General features: G+C 31.9%; 17 protein-coding genes and 1 other annotated feature. Of the genes, 16 read left to right on the top strand and 1 reads right to left on the bottom strand.

Features of this window, described 5'->3' with window-relative positions; translation table 11 throughout:
- Positions 1-211: 211 nt before the first annotated feature.
- Positions 212-1060 (bottom strand): L,D-transpeptidase family protein, encoded by an 849-nt coding sequence (locus SYNTR_RS06880; protein WP_156203827.1) that lies wholly within the window; start codon positions 1058-1060, stop codon positions 212-214.
- 229 nt (positions 1061-1289) lie between these two features.
- Between SYNTR_RS06880 and yqfC the strand changes: the two genes are divergently transcribed.
- From yqfC to ppdK, 16 genes are all read left to right on the top strand, one after another.
- Positions 1290-1568, top strand: a complete 279-nt coding sequence (gene yqfC / locus SYNTR_RS06875; RefSeq protein ID WP_156203826.1) for a sporulation protein YqfC — start codon at positions 1290-1292, stop codon at positions 1566-1568.
- 15 nt (positions 1569-1583) lie between these two features.
- Entirely contained in the window at positions 1584-2822 is a 1239-nt protein-coding gene (gene yqfD, locus SYNTR_RS06870; RefSeq protein WP_156203825.1) for a sporulation protein YqfD, read from the top strand.
- Positions 2823-2878: 56 nt separating this feature from the next.
- Positions 2879-3838 (top strand): PhoH family protein, encoded by a 960-nt coding sequence (locus SYNTR_RS06865; protein ID WP_156203824.1) that lies wholly within the window; start codon positions 2879-2881, stop codon positions 3836-3838.
- A gap of 55 nt (positions 3839-3893) precedes the next feature.
- Complete coding sequence (locus tag SYNTR_RS06860; RefSeq protein ID WP_156203823.1) at positions 3894-6080, top strand: HD family phosphohydrolase; 2187 nt, start codon at positions 3894-3896, stop codon at positions 6078-6080.
- The gene (ybeY, locus tag SYNTR_RS06855; RefSeq protein ID WP_156204720.1) at positions 6061-6531 is read left to right on the top strand and encodes an rRNA maturation RNase YbeY; all 471 of its coding nucleotides are present in this window, start codon (positions 6061-6063) and stop codon (positions 6529-6531) included. The genes SYNTR_RS06860 and ybeY overlap by 20 nt, the downstream gene beginning before the upstream one ends.
- A gap of 6 nt (positions 6532-6537) precedes the next feature.
- A complete protein-coding gene (locus tag SYNTR_RS06850; RefSeq protein WP_156203822.1) occupies positions 6538-6894 on the top strand; it encodes a diacylglycerol kinase family protein in 357 nt (118 codons plus the stop codon).
- A gap of 20 nt (positions 6895-6914) precedes the next feature.
- Entirely contained in the window at positions 6915-7304 is a 390-nt protein-coding gene (gene cdd, locus SYNTR_RS06845) for a cytidine deaminase (RefSeq protein ID WP_156203821.1), read from the top strand.
- 14 nt (positions 7305-7318) lie between these two features.
- A complete protein-coding gene (era, locus tag SYNTR_RS06840; RefSeq protein WP_156203820.1) occupies positions 7319-8200 on the top strand; it encodes a GTPase Era in 882 nt (293 codons plus the stop codon).
- Between the two features lie 19 nt (positions 8201-8219).
- Positions 8220-8873 carry a deoxyribose-phosphate aldolase gene (gene deoC / locus SYNTR_RS06835; RefSeq protein WP_156203819.1) on the top strand — a complete coding sequence of 218 codons (654 nt, stop codon included), beginning with the start codon at positions 8220-8222 and terminating at the stop codon, positions 8871-8873.
- A 16-nt stretch (positions 8874-8889) separates the two neighbouring features.
- Positions 8890-9813, top strand: a complete 924-nt coding sequence (locus SYNTR_RS06830) for a hypothetical protein (protein WP_156203818.1) — start codon at positions 8890-8892, stop codon at positions 9811-9813.
- Positions 9813-10559: a DNA repair protein RecO gene (gene recO, locus SYNTR_RS06825; RefSeq protein ID WP_156203817.1), complete on the top strand. Its 747-nt coding sequence runs from the start codon at positions 9813-9815 to the stop codon at positions 10557-10559. The genes SYNTR_RS06830 and recO overlap by 1 nt, the downstream gene beginning before the upstream one ends.
- A 44-nt stretch (positions 10560-10603) precedes the next feature.
- Positions 10604-10807, top strand: a binding site (T-box leader).
- A 135-nt stretch (positions 10808-10942) separates the two neighbouring features.
- Entirely contained in the window at positions 10943-11869 is a 927-nt protein-coding gene (gene glyQ / locus SYNTR_RS06820) for a glycine--tRNA ligase subunit alpha (RefSeq protein ID WP_156203816.1), read from the top strand.
- Positions 11862-13934, top strand: a complete 2073-nt coding sequence (gene glyS / locus SYNTR_RS06815) for a glycine--tRNA ligase subunit beta (protein ID WP_156203815.1) — start codon at positions 11862-11864, stop codon at positions 13932-13934. The genes glyQ and glyS overlap by 8 nt, the downstream gene beginning before the upstream one ends.
- A 97-nt stretch (positions 13935-14031) precedes the next feature.
- The gene (gene ccpN / locus SYNTR_RS06810) at positions 14032-14685 is read left to right on the top strand and encodes a transcriptional regulator CcpN (RefSeq protein WP_156203814.1); all 654 of its coding nucleotides are present in this window, start codon (positions 14032-14034) and stop codon (positions 14683-14685) included.
- A gap of 3 nt (positions 14686-14688) precedes the next feature.
- Entirely contained in the window at positions 14689-15510 is an 822-nt protein-coding gene (locus tag SYNTR_RS06805) for a pyruvate, water dikinase regulatory protein (RefSeq protein WP_156203813.1), read from the top strand.
- On the top strand, positions 15503-18145 hold the full coding sequence (ppdK, locus tag SYNTR_RS06800) for a pyruvate, phosphate dikinase (protein ID WP_156203812.1): 2643 nt from the start codon (positions 15503-15505) through the stop codon (positions 18143-18145). The genes SYNTR_RS06805 and ppdK overlap by 8 nt, the downstream gene beginning before the upstream one ends.
- Positions 18146-18325 lie beyond the last annotated feature (180 nt).

The raw sequence follows: 18325 nt of genomic DNA, 5'->3' as shown, positions 1-18325 counted from the left end.
AGTATAATAGCTGTAGCATTTGTTTAAATAAACATATACTAAATTATCTAAGTAAAAAACGAGGATAGGTCTATAACAAAGATGAAGGGCCTATCCTCTTTTATTTTATTTAAGACAAATCTTGATTTGACTACAAAATTATGATTCTTTTAGCTTTTAGCAGTGTAATCAATTTTTATTAGTATGGTACCCTTTATAATAAATTTCCTAATTATGGTGAGGTGTCATTAGTGGCTTGGTCATAGTATTTTTGTAATGCTTCCAAGGTAATAGGGCCTACTATTCCGTCTTGTTTTAGTTTTTTGTTTCGTTGAAAACGAATCACAGCTTCTTGTGTAAAGCGACCAAAAATACCATCAATTTTGTATTTATAATAACCAAGTTTATTAAGCATTTTTTGAACTTCTTTTACATCTGTTCCTCTGTCCCCACGACTTAATGTTCTACTAGTATAAGCATTTCCAAAAATATTTACTGTAGTACCTATAGGTGTCATATCATATAATTCTATTACATCTTCATTGTACATACGAATACAACCATGACTAGCAGCAGTTCCTATAGAATTAGGATTGTTAGTACCATGAATACCATAGCCGCCCCAAGGCACACTTAACCTCATCCATCTTGCACCAAAGGGGCCGCCTGGATCAACTATTTTCTCAATAATCAGCCAATTGCCTAGAGGAGAAGGTGTGGATGGTTTGCCTACAGCTACGGGATAAGATTTACTTGTTTCTTCGTGATTATAAGATAATCTTTTTTTTACTACATCAATACTTATATGTGGTTTGCTTTCACTTTGTTGTGTAATATTTAGCGCATTAAAGCTAGTATTAGTGTTCAATTTATGCCAAGTCTCAGGGCCAACAATACCATTTGCATTTAAATTCATGGCTTTTTGAAAATCTAATACAGCAGTATGTGTTTTGGGTCCAAAAATACTATCTAGGGATCCGTTATAATATCCTAATATCCTTAATCCTTCTTGTAAGTGTAAAACATCAGGGCCTCTCATTAAGCCTTGTGATAAACGTAAGAAACGGCTTGCATAAATCATAATATCATCCTCTAAAATAGTCTTTTTACATACTATTAATTATGATTAAAAATTGTTCACTTTTAATAACTTTTATTACTAGAAACAAATTCCACAATAAGATGGTACTTATTTTCCTGAATTTATTTTTATCAAAATTTGCTTTTTTGCGCTAAATCAGAATTTAGAATTATAGCGAGGCATATATTTTCAGTAGCGGCTTAGTGAATTGTTTATGAGGAGGATAATCATGGAGAAAAGACGTGAAATTATTAGTAAAGCTATGGCAGATTTTTTAGAAATACCTAAAGATTTAGTTTTAGATCTTCCTAAATTAACTGTAATAGGTAGAGATGAGCTTTATATTGAAAATCACCGCGGTATTATTGAATACAGTGTGAATAAGCTAAGAATTAATTTAAGTAGGGGTTATCTTGAAATAGAGGGAGAAAACTTAGAAATTAAAGCTCTGATGCCCGAAGAAATGAGCATACTAGGCCGAGTTAGAGCTATAAAATATTATGATTAGTGGAGGTATTTCAATATGGCTAATAAGCTATTTGATCAAGTGAGTGGTATTATTGAAGTTTCACTAAGGGGTAAGGGTCAAGAAAAAATAATAAACATGGCTTTAACTAGGGGTATTTATATATGGGACATAAAAAAAAGTGCAGAACGAATGACCTTTAAGGTTCGAACAAGTGGTTTTGATGCTTTGCAAACTATTGCTGAGGAAAATAATTTTGAGCTTGAAATTACTAATAGAAGTGGTTTGCCATATTATAAAAATATTTTAAAGCGAAGAGTTGGTTTTATTACAGGTGCTTTAATATTTATATTTGCCCTATATTTAATGTCTTCATTTATTTGGTTTGTTGAGGTGAGTGGTAATAACACTGTAGATAAAAGTAAAATTGTTTTTGTAGCTGCACAACAAGGAGTGCATAAAGGTGCACCAAAATGGAGCTTTAGTAAAACCGAGGTTGAAGAGGCATTATTAAGAAATATAAGTGAATTAAGTTATGTTCAATTAAATATAAGGGGAGTAAAAGCAAATATTAAAGTTGTAGAAAAGGTTTTACCTAATGAAGAAATTACAGGTCCATGTCATATAGTGGCATCGAAAGACGGTGTTATAGAGGAAATACTTTTATTAGATGGTCAAGCAAATGTTAAGGTAGGTGATGTTGTATCTAGGGGAGATATTTTAATATCAGGTATAGTATTTCCTCCTGAACAAGAGGTTATTGAAGAATCTGATGAAAGCATTGAAGAAGTAGAACCTACCCTACCATATACCGTTAGAGCGAGAGGTGTAGTTAAAGCAAGAGTTTGGTATGAAGGGTATGGAGAATGTAGCATGATATCTGAAAAGCAATTTACAAGTGGAAAGGAAGCAAAAAAAATATATTTGGAAACTCCTTGGAGAACCATTAATATTCGAGGTGATCGTAATGTAGGTTTTCCTGAAGCAGAACAAAAAATAACCAAACAAACTTTAAATACACCTTTAGGTGAATTTAATTTATTTAAGGTAACAATAAAAGAAAAAATAAAAAAAGTAACAGAATATAGTGAAGAAGAAGCAATAAAAATTGCCAAAGAAAAAGCGATGCAAGAGCTAGAGCAAAAAATGCAAAATTCAGGAAAAATAAAAGATACAAAAGTAGAAATATTGTCAGCACCTAGTGATTCAATTTTAAGGGTAAAAGTAATAGTTGAAAGTATTGAAGATATTGCATTACCTGAGCCGATAATAAAGGAAACTGAAAATAGTAATTAAATAATAGTGTATGTTATAATAATCTAGGAACAATGAGTTTTTTAGGAGGATGTTATTTGGTCGAAAAAGAAACGAAAATACTAATAAATGATAACCAAAAAGCGGCAATTTTTTTTGGTACTGGAGATGAAAACTTTAAACACCTAAAACAACTATGTGATGCTGATGTATCAGCAAGAGGGTCTGATATTCACATTAAAGGACAAAAAGAAAGTGTAGATAAAGCTTATAATTTGATACACAGCTTGCTTGATATTGTTCAAGATAAAGGTGAATTAAATATTAATGATATCAATTATATAAGTAATATATATAAAGAAGGGAACAAACCAAGACGACAAGATATAGTGTCAGGGACAATATTAACTACAGCACGTGGAAAAACTATTAAAGCTAAAACAATAGGGCAAAAGAAATATATTCAAGCTATTTTGCATAATGATATAGTTTTTGGCGTTGGACCAGCCGGAACTGGTAAAACTTATTTAGCAGTAGTTATGGCAGTTCGTGCCTTACGCAATAAAGATGTGGAAAGAATAATTTTAGTTCGACCAGCTGTTGAAGCAGGGGAAAAATTAGGATTTCTTCCAGGAGATTTTATTGAAAAAGTAAATCCTTATCTTAGACCTTTATATGATGGTTTGTTTGATATATTAGGTGTAGATGTAACTCAACGTTACTTAGAAAAAAATATTATAGAAATTGCGCCGTTAGCATATATGCGGGGGCGTACTCTAAATGATGCTTTTATAATATTAGATGAAGCTCAAAATACAACCCCACAACAAATGAAAATGTTTTTAACCAGATTAGGGTTTGGTTCAAAAGCAATCATAACTGGTGATGTTACGCAAGTAGATTTACCTAAAGACGATTATTCTGGTTTAATAGAAGTACAAAAAATATTATCCAGTGTTAAAGGGGTAGCTTTTGAATATTTAAGTAAAAAAGATGTTGTAAGACATCCGCTTGTACAAGAAATAATTGATGCATATGAGATATATGAAGATGAATAATAAATTTGCAGAGTAAAAGTGTTATTTGATGCAATTGTTCTAGAGGAGAGAAAAAATGAAATTAACTAATCTGTTAAAATACTTTTACTGGGAAAGAATATATTCCTATTGGAAAGAATCAAATACAAAAAAAATAATTAGCATATCATTATTTTCTATTATTATTGTAGGTATATTATTTAGTAATTTTATTCCTAAGCAGGTTACGCTTAGTGTTGATGAAGTTGCAAAGCGAAATATTACTTCTAATGTAACTGCAGTTATAGTAGATGAGGAGAAAACTGAAGAACTAAGACAGCAAGCTATTGACAATGTACAAAAGGTCTATCAGGAAGATAAATATGCTTTAAGTAATGCTAGGTCAGATGTAAATTATTTTTTTAGCAAAGTATCTGATATTATAATGAATGAAGAGGGCATTGACGAAGAAATTAAAAAAGACGTAGAAACGTTATTGATTGTTACTAAACCGACTAACCTTAATTTAAGTCTAGATACTTCGCAGTTGGCAAATTATTTGATTACTACCTCTGAAGAAGACTTAGAAAGAATGCGTGAGGTTTCTTTAGAAGTTGTAACCAATTATATGGACAAGCCTATTACTGAAGAGGCTTTAACCAACGTTTTGAATGAAGCTTTAAATCAGATTGAGAATCTTCCTTATGCAGAAGAAGCTAGAGAAGTTATAAAAATTGCTAGTATAAATGTAATAAGGCCTAACATGATATTTAACCAGGAAGCCACTGAGCGAGCCATACAGGAGGCTAAAGAAGCTGTTCAGCCTGTTCAAAAAACTATAAAATCTGGAGAAATTATTGTTCGTGAGGGAGATAGAGTAACACAAGAGCAAATATCGACTTTGGAACAGTTGGGAATCCAGAGAACTAAAAGCTATCCAATAGCACTTATTGGAGCAGCTCTTTTTGTTTTATTAACTATATGGTTATTAGTGGAATATATGAAAAGATACTATGAAAAAATACTGAAAAATGATAAACAAATGCTTCTAATTGGACTTATTTTTATCATAGTTCTTTTATTTACTAGAATTTTAACAGCTATTGAAATAAGTGACAGGCCAGAAATAAATGCCTTAATAGGATACTTAGCACCAGTTGCTGCAGGTTCTATGACTATAGCAATATTAATAGATAATCGACTTGCGTATTTTATGACCATGTTATTGGCACTTTATGTAGGATTAATAACAACAGGAAATCAAGTATTTTTTGCTATAACTGCCTTTGTGGGTGGAACTGTAGGTGTGTATAGAGTTTCCAAACTTAGTCAAACCTCAGATCTAGCCAGATCAGGGGTTTATATTGCTTTAGCTAACATAATCACTATAACAGGATTATCACTAATAGCAGGTAATGTAAATTTGGATATGTTATTAATAGGTATACTTCTTGGTGGTGTTAGTGGTATACTTTCAGCTGTACTTATGATAGGGGCACTGCCTTATTTAGAGAGTGCATTTTCCATTACAAGTATGATAAAGTTATTAGAGTTATCAAATCCTAATCATCCTTTGTTAAAAAGATTACTATTAGAGGCACCAGGAACTTACCATCACAGTCTTTTGGTTGGCAACCTTGCAGAGGCATCAGCAGAAGATATTGCTGCTAATCCCTTACTAGTTAGAGTTGGTGCTTATTACCATGATATAGGAAAAATAAAAAGACCAGAGTATTTTGTGGAAAATCAACGGGGGTTTGAAAATCCTCATGAAAAAATTGCGCCTGCTTTAAGTGCACTAATAATTACATCACATGTTAAAGAGGGTGTAGAGTTAGCAAAAGAAGCACGTTTGCCACAAATAATAATAGATTTTATAGAGCAGCATCAAGGTACTGGTCTAGCTAAATACTTTTATAGTCGTGCCTTAGAAGAAGACCGTGAAGGTAATATTAGTGAAGATAGTTTTAGATATGAAGGACCTAAACCTCAAACAAAAGAAATAGCGTTAGTAATGCTTGCTGATGCAGCTGAAGCAGCAGTAAGGTCATTAAATGCTCCTACTCCGGAAAATATAAAAGAAATGGTTACAAAAATAATTAAAGAAAAACTTAATGATGGTCAGTTAGATGAATGTGATTTAACATTTAAAGATTTAGATATAATTTCTAATTCCTTCTGCAAAATCCTAGACGGGGTATATCATAAACGCATAGAATATCCCGATACAATCGTTCGTGAGTTTGAAAAAAGGAGAGAGCATGATGGAGATAATGATAATTAATCAGCAAAGTAAGGTGAACTATACTAAACAGATACAACAGATTATTAAAAAAGTAATAAAGACAACAGCAAATAAGATTAAGCTTTCACCAAATTCAGAGGTTAGTATTTTATTAGTGGATAATAGCTATATTCAAGAACTGAATTTTATTTATCGTAAAATAAATCAACCAACTGATGTATTATCCTTTGCTATGAATGAATTAACCGAAGACGAACCAGATTTTGATTTTACGGAAGATCTTAATGTTTTAGGGGATATTGTTATCTCCCTTGAAATGACCATAATACAAAGTGAAGAATATCAACACAGTTTTGAAAGAGAGTTAGCTTATTTAGTTGTACACGGCATGCTCCACCTTCTAGGTTATGACCATGAGTTAGATGAAGAAAGATTAGTAATGCGCGAACTTGAGGAAAAAATACTAAAGTCGATAAAACTAGAAAGGTAAAATTTAATGGGGAAACGGAGTTTAAAACAGAGGTTTTCTGATGCATTTTCTGGTTTGTTATATACAATAGTTAGTCAGCGAAATATGAAAATACACTTATTAGTAGCAATAGTGGTCGTTTTTTTTGCTTTATTTTTAGGTGTTTCAAAGATAGAATGGGGTATACTAATACTTACTATATTTATTGTTTTAATTGCTGAAACTATAAATACTTCATTAGAAAAAACGGTTGATTTAATAACTAATAAATATCACCCACTTGCGGGTTTAGTTAAAAACATTGCTGCAGGTGCAGTATTACTAGCAGCTATAAATGCTGTGATTATAGGTTTTATTATTTTTATACCTTATATATTAAAGTAGTTAGTTAATGGAGGTTCAAAATGGACCATAAACAGCGTTTGATAAAAGAAGCATTAACCCAAAGACTCAATGCATATGCACCCTACTCTGGGTTTAAAGTTGGAGCTGCTCTATTAACAAGCAAAGGTGAAATATATACAGGTGCTAATGTTGAAAATAGCTCTTATGGTTTAACTGTTTGTGCAGAAAGAATAGCAATTTTTAAAGCAGTTACAGAAGGTGAAACAGAATTTATGGCGATTGGAATAGCAGGTAGTGGTGAAGGTTATACTTTTCCATGTGGAGCATGTCTTCAGGTAATAGCTGAATTTGCAAAGGATATTAATATTATTGTTGTAGATGATTCAAATAATATAGTAGAATATGCTCTTAAGGATATGTTGCCACAAGCTTTTTCCTTACAAAAATAGGAGGGGTTATGTAAGTGAGATCTGGATTTGTAAGTATTGTTGGAAGACCTAATGTAGGAAAATCCACTTTAATGAATAATATTATTGGAGAAAAAATAGCTATAGTAACGGAAAAGCCTCAGACTACAAGAACTAGAATACAAGGCATCCATACTTGTAAGGATGGCCAAATAATATTTGTTGATACTCCAGGGATACATAAGCCTCGTCATAGGTTGGGTGAATATATGGTTAAAGTTTCTACTAGAAGCTTAGAGGAAGTGGATCTTATTTATTATATGACAGATGTTACTCGTCCTTTTGGTTCTGGTGAACAGCATATAATTGAATCGCTAAGCGGAAGTAAAGTGCCTATTTTCTTGCTTGTAAATAAAATAGATTTAGTAAGTAAAGATCAAATTAATGATTATATTAATGAATTCAAAAGTCATATGTCATTTGCTGAAGTAATTCCTTTGTCAGCAGTTTTAGGAACAAATATACCAGAATTACTTGATAAAACTTTTGCTTATTTACCAGAAGGTCCATTGTATTATCCTGAGGAAGATCTTACTGATCAACCTATGTCATTTCTAGTTTCGGAGATGATAAGAGAAAAGGCTTTACTTTTAACACGTGATGAGGTGCCACACTCAATAGCTGTAGATATTGAGGAGTTTAAAACTCAAGAAAATGGAAAAGTATATGTAAGAGCAGTAATATATGCAGAACGAGACTCACAAAAAGGTATAATAATTGGCAAAAATGGTAAAATGCTAAAACAAATAGGTCAAGATTCTAGACAAGATATTGAAAACTTACTAGACACTTCAGTTTATTTAGACTTATGGGTGAAAATAAAGAAAAACTGGAGAGATAATGAATCAAACCTTAGTCAATTAGGTTTTAAGCTATAATTTTAAGGAGTGTTTAAATGTGGAGATAGCGCCATTTATAGACAGCACTAATCTTAAACCGGAAGCTACTGAATTAGATATAAGCAATCTTTGTGAAGAGGCAGTCAATTATAATATGGCTGCCGTTTGTGTTCAACCCTATAGAGTAAAAAAAGTAGCAGAATTTTTATCTAGTAGCTCGGTAAAACCCTGTACTGTAATAGGATTTCCTCTTGGTGCTGATGGTGTAGAGGTTAAATTATATAGCGCAAATACAGCATTAGAACAGGGGGCTAAAGAACTAGACTTAGTAATAAATATTGGGGCAGTAAAAGATAATAATATAAAAGTGGTTAGTAACGAAATAGAAGAAATGCTTAAGCTAAAACTAAACTATAATTTTATTTTAAAGGTTATTGTAGAAACAGCATTATTAACACAAAAAGAACTTATAAAACTAACTGAGCTAATTAGTTATTTGGAAGCAGATTATATAAAGACATCAACTGGTTTTGCTTCAAGAGGAGTAAATATGCAAGATATTAAGATTATAAACAATCATAAATCTAATAAATTAAAGATAAAAGCATCAGGTGGTATTAAAGATTTTAATTTTGCATTAGATTTAATCAATGCGGGTGTTTCTCGCTTAGGAACTAGTTCTGCAAAGCATCTAATATTACATAATGCTTAAAAGGTTGAATTAGTTTATGAGAAAAAAAAAGGTGATAATAGTCTTACTATTTATCGCATTATATTTTTATATAATAGCTAATCATCCTAATGACAACTTTAAAAAGCTTGGATATAATCAAGTTTTAGAAGGATACTCTGTATTAGTTTCTCGAATAGTTGATTTTGAAATAATATATGGAAAATCACTAAGAGATATTGGTAAAAATACTGATGAAATTAGTGTAAAAGTAGTCTTACCAAATAATAAAAATTATGAATATGAAATTAATGATTTCTTAACTGGGGATTGGCATGCAATAGTACAATGTTCTGCCATGGATACTTGGCATACTAGTGAATTAGGTAGTAGCTACTTACATGAAATATATAATAAAGGATACCGAGTAGTTGTTTTTGATGGTGGCCATCACCTTCCAACTATAGGGCTTAACCCTGATATAGTAATTATACCTGTAACAGCAGGTTATGCTGCTCATGGTTATATGCAAGATGGTATGAAAGTATTAACTATTAAGAAACTTTTTAAAGAAAATAATTCTAATTCGGTTTTAGTAACAATACCACGTTGGGCATTAGTTAAGACAGAATATTCACTTACAAATATAACTAAAAAAATAATTCAAGAACTTAATTATAAAGAAAACCATTCACAAGAGCTAATCGTTAACACAAAGCCTAGAATAAGCAAATTAAAAAACAACATATATGTATATATAAATAGTCACTACTACTTAAATCAAGATTTACTTATAGAGTACTGTAGGAAATTAGATATTAATAACAAAGATAAAATATATGTAGCATTTGATTATGGTGTAATAACTTTAAAAGAAGCAAACGAATATGTATCTAAACTGCAAGATGTTTTAAATACTAAGGTAGTAATAGTAAATGAGCCAATAAGAGTAAGTGATGCACTTATTAGGTGGGTAAAATAATGTATTATAACAGTAAAGTTTTAATAATTAAAAACAATGATTATAGGGAAAGTGATAAATTAGTTACTATTTTTTCTGAAAAACATGGAAAAACAAATGCGATAGCAAAAGGGGTCAAAAAACCGAGTAGTAGCCTTAGAGCATGTGTTCAACCATTTTGTCATTCTTTTTTGTTTGTAAGTAAAGGGAAAAGTTTAGATTTAATTACACAAGGGAAATTAATTGATTTTTATGGTAATTGTCGTGAAGACTTAACTTTAACCTTATATTCAATATACATAATGGAATTACTTGATAAAAGCTTAATGGAAAAAGTCGCTATTCCAAATTTATATAATAAAACAGTAGAGGTTTTAAGTTTTTTTAATAATCATGGAAGTAATAATTTAATTTTAAGATTCTATGAATTGCAACTGTTAAATGAACTTGGTTATAAACCAGTTGTAGATTGTTGTGTTGTGTGTGGTAGTAAAGAATATTCAAGTAGCTTTAGTTTGCAAGAAGGTGGAATTGTATGTAAGGGGTGTTCAAAGCAAAATAAAACAATGGGAATATCAGGGGAAGTTTTAGCATTATTAAAATTGTTTTTAAAAAATGATTTTAATATAATAGCGAGAGTAAAAGCTTCACCCAATGCTTTGAAACAATTGGAATATTTTTTTGAAAAGTATTTAGAATATCATTTAGAGAGAAGATTTAATACAAAAAATACTATAAAAGTAATTAAAAAAGCTCTCAAGCTTTAATTGACAAGGCATTAAGCTGTTGGTAAACTTAGTATTAATTTAATAAAATAGCGATGATAAAGAGTAGTAGGAAAATAAATTCTTTTAAGAGAGCTAGGGGTGCTGGGACCTAGTAAGGATTTTTCCGAAGGCACTTTTGAGCTACAGGAAGAAAGCCAGTATGGTTAGTAAAGCCTGATTCCATGAGGTGGGTTATTAAACATAATAACCAATTAGGGTGGAACCGCGGGTAAAAACCCGTCCCTGTTATAAGGGATGGGTTTTATTTTTTGTTTTTTTAGCTAAAAAATTTTTTGACGCTAAATAGCTAAGCATTTTGCCAGCGAATGAATTCGCTTTTACGGCTATGGTGCAAATAAACATTATTTATTAGGAGGTCAAATATGAACTTTCAAGAGATTACATTAAAATTACAAAATTTTTGGGGGAAAAATGGGTGTATAATCCAACAACCATATGATATCGAAAAGGGTGCAGGGACCATGAACCCAGCTACATTTTTAAGAGCACTTGGTCCTGAGCCATATAACGTAGCTTATGTAGAGCCTTCAAGAAGACCTACTGATGGTAGATATGGTGAAAATCCAAATAGGCTTCAGCACTATTACCAGTATCAAGTAATCCTAAAGCCTTCACCAGATGATGTTATAGACTTGTATCTTGAAAGCCTAAAAGATTTGGGAATAGACCCCCAAAAACATGATATAAGGCTTGTTGAAGATAACTGGGAATCTCCAACATTAGGTGCTTGGGGTTTAGGATGGGAAGTTTGGTTAGATGGCATGGAAATAACTCAATTTACTTACTTCCAACAATGTGGTGGCTATGATTGTAATCCAGTTTGTGCTGAAATTACCTATGGAATAGAAAGAATAGCTATGTATATTCAAAATAAAGACAGTGTTTTTGATATTGAATGGGTCGATGGAATAACTTATGCTGATGTACATCATCAGGCAGAAGTAGAATTTTCACATTATAATTTTGAAATAGCTGATGTACCATCATTAGTTACAATGTTTAATATTTGTGAAAAAGAAGCTAAAAATATAGCAGCTAAGCAATTAGTTCAGCCTGCGTATGATTATGTATTAAAATGCTCACACTTATTTAATCTACTTGATGCAAGAGGTGCTATAAGTGTTACAGAACGTACAGGTTATATACAAAGAGTGCGCAACTTAGCGCGTATGGTTGCAAAGGAGTACCTAGACCAACGTCAACGTTTAGGATATCCATTATTAAAAGATGAAAATTTAAGAAAGCAATTATTACTAGATTGTTCTGAGGAGGTGCGTTCTAATGGCTAATAAAGAGTTATTATTAGAAATTGGAGTTGAAGAGATACCATCAGCATATATGGAAAAGGCTATTAATGATTTGGCTGTAATAACCCAAACCAAATTAAAAGATAATCGTATTGAATATAAGGAAATTAAAACTTATGGCACACCACGTAGATTAGTACTCTATATAAATGGTCTTTTAGATAAGCAAGAAGATGCTTTAATAGAAAATCGTGGTCCTAAAAAAGATATAGCATATGATAAAGAGGGTAACTTTTCTAAAGCAGCACTAGGTTTTGCTCGGGGACAAGGAATAGAGGCTAGCGAACTAGAGATTAGAGAGGTATCTGGAGTAGAGTATCTTTTTGCAGTTAAAACTGAGACAGGTAAGAAAACAAGTGAAATATTACCCGAATTATTAAAAGAAATAATATACTCTATATCATTTCCCAAATCTATGCGTTGGGGTTATTTTGCTACACGATTTGCACGTCCAATTAGATGGATATTAGCAATTTATGATGATAACAAAATTGATATAAACATAGAGAATGTAAAAAGTGAAAACTTTACTTATGGACATCGCTTTTTATCAGAAGGAAAATTAGAAATACAAACTATTGCCGATTATTTCAATAAACTTAAAAACAATTTTGTAATCCTAGATCAAAATATTAGGAAAAATATGATATGGGAACAAATAAATTCTGTAGCAAAAGCTAATAATGGACAACCAATGGATAATGACGAATTACTAGAGGAGGTAACTCATTTAGTTGAATACCCTACAGCCTTTTATGGTAACTTCTCTGAATCTTATTTAGAAGTGCCACCAGAAGTATTAACTACAAGTATGATAGAACACCAAAGATATTTTCCGGTATTTAATGTTGATGGTAAGCTATTACCGGCATTTATTGGTGTTAGAAATGGAACTGATTACAATATCGATGAGGTGAGAGCAGGTAATGAAAGAGTATTAAAAGCTCGTTTAGAAGATGCACTTTTCTTCTGGAAAGAAGATACCAAAAAACCTTTAGCTGATTTTGTTGAGGCATTAAATGATGTTTTATTCCACGAACGTTTAGGAACTATATTTGACAAAGTTAAAAGAATTAAAAATTTGGCTATTTATTTAGGACAAGAATATAGTTTAGGTTCGAAAGAAAATTTAGAAAGAGCTGCTTTATTGTGCAAAGCTGATTTGATCACTAGTATGGTATATGAATTTCCTGAGTTGCAAGGGATTATGGGAAGATATTATGCTATGGAAAGTGGTGAAAATCAAGAAGTTAGTGAAGCAATATTTGAACACTATCTACCACGATTTACAGGAGATGAATTACCAAGAACAGAAACTGGTACAGCACTTAGTTTAGCTGAAAAAATGGACAATTTAGTAGGTAGTTTTGCCATTGGTATAAAACCAACTGGTTCGCAGGATCCGTATGCACTTCGAAGACAGTCACTGGGAATTGTTAACATTATAATTGAAAATAACTTAAAAATTGATTTAAAGAAATTTATTACTCAAGCATATAATGAATTAGAAGCAATTAATCCTGATTTAAGTTTAGAAGAAACTGTTACTGACGTTTTTGAATTTATTTTGCAAAGAATGCGTGGTATCTTATCAGAAACAGGTATGACGTATGATGTTGTAGATGCAGTTATGGAAGTACCTGCTAGTGATTTGACTGATATACATCTTAGAGCTCAAGTAGTACAAGAATTTAAAAGATCAGATTTATTTGAGGATTTTATGGTTGTATATAATCGCTCCAACAATTTAACCAAAAATTGGGAGCAAACACACATTAAACTTGAACTCTTAGAAGATGAAAGTGAAAAAGAACTCTATGAAATTTTTATTAAATTAGAGCAGCAAATAAAAGAAAACATAGCAAATAATCAATATTTAAAATCACTTGAATTATTATCAAAACTCAGACCACAGTTAGATAAATTTTTTGATTCAGTTATGGTGATGACTGATAATGAAGAACTAAAGGCTACGCGACTAGGTTTGTTAAAATCAATTAGTATTCTGTGTAACACCACCGCATATTTTGTTAAAGTAGTTCAATAAAAAAAAGTAGAAATTCAAACAGAGTTTTATTATTATATATAGTATATATAATTTGTTGTATTTTACCCAAAAAGTATAGCATATTGGGTGGTGAATAATGATTGATTTAAATGATAGGCAAGAGAAGATTTTAGGGATAGTAAAGGAAAATGGACCAATAACAGGAGAAAAATTAGCTGAGCTATTAGATGTTACACGAGCTGCACTCCGACCGGATTTGGCCGTGTTAACTATGTCGGGTTTTTTGGAAGCAAAACCACGAGTAGGTTATACCTATAAATCAGAAGGAGTAGAAAGTGAAATAAGAAGAGTTCTAAATTTATATAGGGTTAAGGATATTCAGTCACGTCCGGTTGTAGTTAAAGAATCGTGTAGCATTTATGATGCTATAGTAACTTTATTTATTGAAGATACGGGTAGCATATTTGTTGTTAATGATGATAATTTCTTAACTGGAATAGTATCAAGAAAAGACTTTCTTAAGACCACCTTAGGTCAGGCTGATATTCACATGGTACCTGTAAGTGTAATTATGACTCGCATGCCTAATATTATTACAACTTCAGGTGATGAAACTGTTGTAGAGGCAATAAAAAAAATAGTAGAACATGAAGTTGATAGTTTGCCTGTAGTCAAGTGTTATATAGACTTTGATGATGAAGAGAAGCTGGAAGTTGTAGGGAGAATTACTAAAACTAATATTGCTAGATTATTTCTTGATTTAGCAAACAAAAAAGACGAGGGGGGTTAAATCTTGGCAAATAGTTTACCAGGGATATATATAGTATCAGACTCAATCGGTGAAACAGCTGAGATGGTAGTAAGAGCTGCAGCTACACAGTTTAATTCTGGCAAAATGGAAGTTAGACGTGTTCCTAATATATCCGATACTGATACCCTGCAAGAAGTAGTACACCAAGCGGCCGAAAACAACTGTTTAATAGCATATACATTAGTAATTGATAACTTAGCAGAATTTTTAAAGGCTGAAGCTAAGATCCACGGTGTTATTTGCATAGATGTGTTAGGTCCAATGGTAGATGCAATTAAAAGTATTAGCAGTTTAGAACCAAAAAGAGAACCAGGTCTTTTGCGAAAAGTTGATGAAATGTACTATCGTCGTGTAGAAGCTGTTGAGTTTGCTGTTCGTTATGATGATGGTAAAGACCCTCGTGGAATAGATTTAGCTGATATAGTTTTAGTAGGCATCTCTCGGACTTCAAAAACACCTCTATCTATGTATCTAGCTCACAAGCGCATAAAAGTTGCTAATGTACCATTAGTACCTGAAGTAACTCCACCAAGTGAATTATTTAAAGCTGTAAAAGGTAAAGTCATAGGTCTTACAATTAAACCTGAACAGTTAAACTATATCAGAACTGAAAGACTAAAAACACTAGGGTTAAAGGCCCATGCTAATTACGCTGATCCTTTAAGAATAGAAGAGGAAATAGAATATTCAAATCAAATTATGAGAAAATTAGGCTGTCCTGTTATCGATGTGACCAACAAGGCAGTTGAAGAAACATCTAGTAAGATTTTAGAAATATACTATAGGAGGTTAAGTAATGTCTAACAAGTATGTCTATCTTTTTGAAGAAGGTAAAACCAATATGGTCTCCTTGTTGGGAGGTAAAGGGGCAAATTTAGCAGAAATGACCAGAATAGGTTTACCGGTACCACCGGGTTTTACTATTACTACCGAGGCGTGTAATAAATATTTGGAATTAAATCAAGAGTTCCCCACAGGACTAATGGATCAAGCACTTGAAGCATTAAAAACTATAGAAACAAAAACGGGCAAAAAATTTGGTGATAGAGATAATCCTTTATTAGTTTCAGTAAGATCTGGTGCTGCAATTTCAATGCCTGGAATGATGGATACAATATTAAACTTAGGGCTTAATGATGAAACTGTTTTAGGTCTAGCAAAATTAACAGGTGATGAAAGATTTGCCTATGATTGTTATAGGCGTTTTATACAAATGTTTAGTAATGTTGTTCTAGAGTTAGACCACTCTATGTTTGATGATGTTGTAGAAAGATATAAGCGTAAACTAAGTGCAATTTTTGATTATGAAATACCTGCAAACGAACTAAAACAAATGATTCAAGAATACAATGAAATAGTAAAAAGAGAAAAAGGGTTTGATTTTCCTCAAGATGTTAACGAACAGCTTAAAATTTCAATTCAAGCTGTATTTGGTTCATGGAAAAATCAAAGAGCTATTGTATATAGGAGAATTAACAAAATACCGGATGACTTAGGGACAGCTGTAACTGTACAATCTATGGCTTTTGGTAATATGGGTAGTGACTCTGGAACAGGAGTAGCTTTTACTCGCAATCCATCAACAGGTGAAAAAGAATTGTATGGAGAATTTTTAGTTAATGCACAAGGGGAAGATGTTGTAGCAGGAATTAGAACTCCAACCCCTATATCAAAACTACAAGAAGAACTACCAAATGTATATGAGCAATTTGTTGATACATGTAATAAATTAGAAATACATTATCGCGACTTACAAGATATTGAGTTTACTGTTGAAAAGGGAAAACTTTATATGCTTCAGACAAGAAATGGTAAAAGAACTGCTAAAGCAGCAGTTAAGACTGCTGTAGATATGGTAGCTGAGGGTTTAATTACTAAAGAAGAAGCATTATTAAGAGTTGACCCTGAACAAATTAATCAATTGTTACATAGGCAAATAAATACTGAAATAAAAATAGACTCAATAGCTAAAGGCTTACCTGCATCACCAGGAGCAGCTTCTGGTAAGGTGTTATTTAATGCTGATCTTGCGGAAAAGTATGGTGAAGCAGGAGAAAAAGTAATACTGGTTAAAGCTGAAACCAGTCCAGATGATATTCATGGAATAGTTTATGCACAAGGTATATTAACATCACGTGGTGGAATGACTTCTCATGCAGCTGTTGTTGCTAGAGGTATGGGCAAACCATGTGTTTGTGGGTGTGAAAGCATAAAAATAGATTATAAATCAAAAGAGTTTTTTGTAGATGATACAGTTGTTAAAGAAGGAGATATTATAAGTTTAGATGGTAACACCGGAAATGTAATGCTTGGTGAAGTAGAAATGATTGAACCAACTTTATCAAAAGAATTTGAAACTTTATTAGAGTGGTCAGATGAGGTGAAGAAACTTGAGGTAAGAGCTAATGCTGATACTCCTGAAGATGCTGCAAAAGCTAAAGAATTTGGAGCTCATGGTATTGGATTATGTCGTACAGAGCACATGTTTATGTCTCCGGAAAGGTTGCCAATAGTTCAAGTAATGATTTTAGCAGAGGATCAAGTTGCTAGAGAATATGCACTTGACCAGTTACTACCATTCCAAAAAGAAGATTTTTATGGAATTATTAAAGCGATGTCACCACATCCAGTAACAATTCGTTTGCTAGATCCACCATTACATGAATTTTTGCCTGATCATGATACTTTATTGCTTGAAATTGCTGAAATGAAACATAATAAAGTTGATGAAAAACTAATTAATGAAAAAGAAGAATTACTTAAGAAAATAAATAGTTTATCAGAATCTAATCCAATGCTTGGCCACAGAGGTTGTAGGCTAGGACTAACTTACCCTGAAATTTATAGAATGCAGGCAAAAGCAATTTTTGAAGCTATGACTGATTTAACCAAAGAAGGAATTAATAATATTACAGAAATAGAAATACCATTAGTAATGGATTTATCGGAGTTTGAATTATTAAAACAAGAAATATTAACTGTTTATGAGGAATTGCAACAAAAAACCGGTATTGAACTAAACTTTGTAATTGGAACTATGATTGAGCTTCCACGTGCTTGTATTGTAGCTGATGAAATTGCTCAAGAAGCCGAATTTTTCTCTTTTGGTACGAATGATTTAACCCAAACAACACTTGGGTTTAGTAGAGATGATGCAGAAGGAAAATTTATACCAACCTATCTAGAAAAGAAAATAATAAAAGAAAATCCATTTGCAGTATTAGATCGACAAGGTGTAGGTTCTTTAATGAAAATTGCAGTGGAAAAAGCTAAAGCTACTAGAGAGAATATTTTAATTGGCATATGTGGAGAACATGGAGGAGACCCAAATTCAATAGAGTTTTGCCATCTTCTAGGTTTAGACTATGTTAGTTGTTCTCCATATAGAATACCAGTAGCTAGACTAGCTGCTGCACAAGCTAATCTTAAAAACAAGTAAAGCTATAATTATATAAATGGTTTAATAATTTAAAATATATATACAAATTAGTATAAAAGAGGTAACGTTTTTAAGCGTTACCTCTTTTAAATGCCTAAATAAATAGCCAAAAAGTCCCATGCATTTAGGATTATTAGGAATTAGCAACAATGCACAACAACTGTATTTTAATAAGATTAT

The organism is Candidatus Syntrophocurvum alkaliphilum (genome assembly GCF_009734445.1).
Taxonomy (GTDB): domain Bacteria; phylum Bacillota; class Syntrophomonadia; order Syntrophomonadales; family Syntrophomonadaceae; genus Syntrophocurvum; species Syntrophocurvum alkaliphilum.
This window is presented reverse-complemented; position numbering and strand designations above follow the sequence as displayed.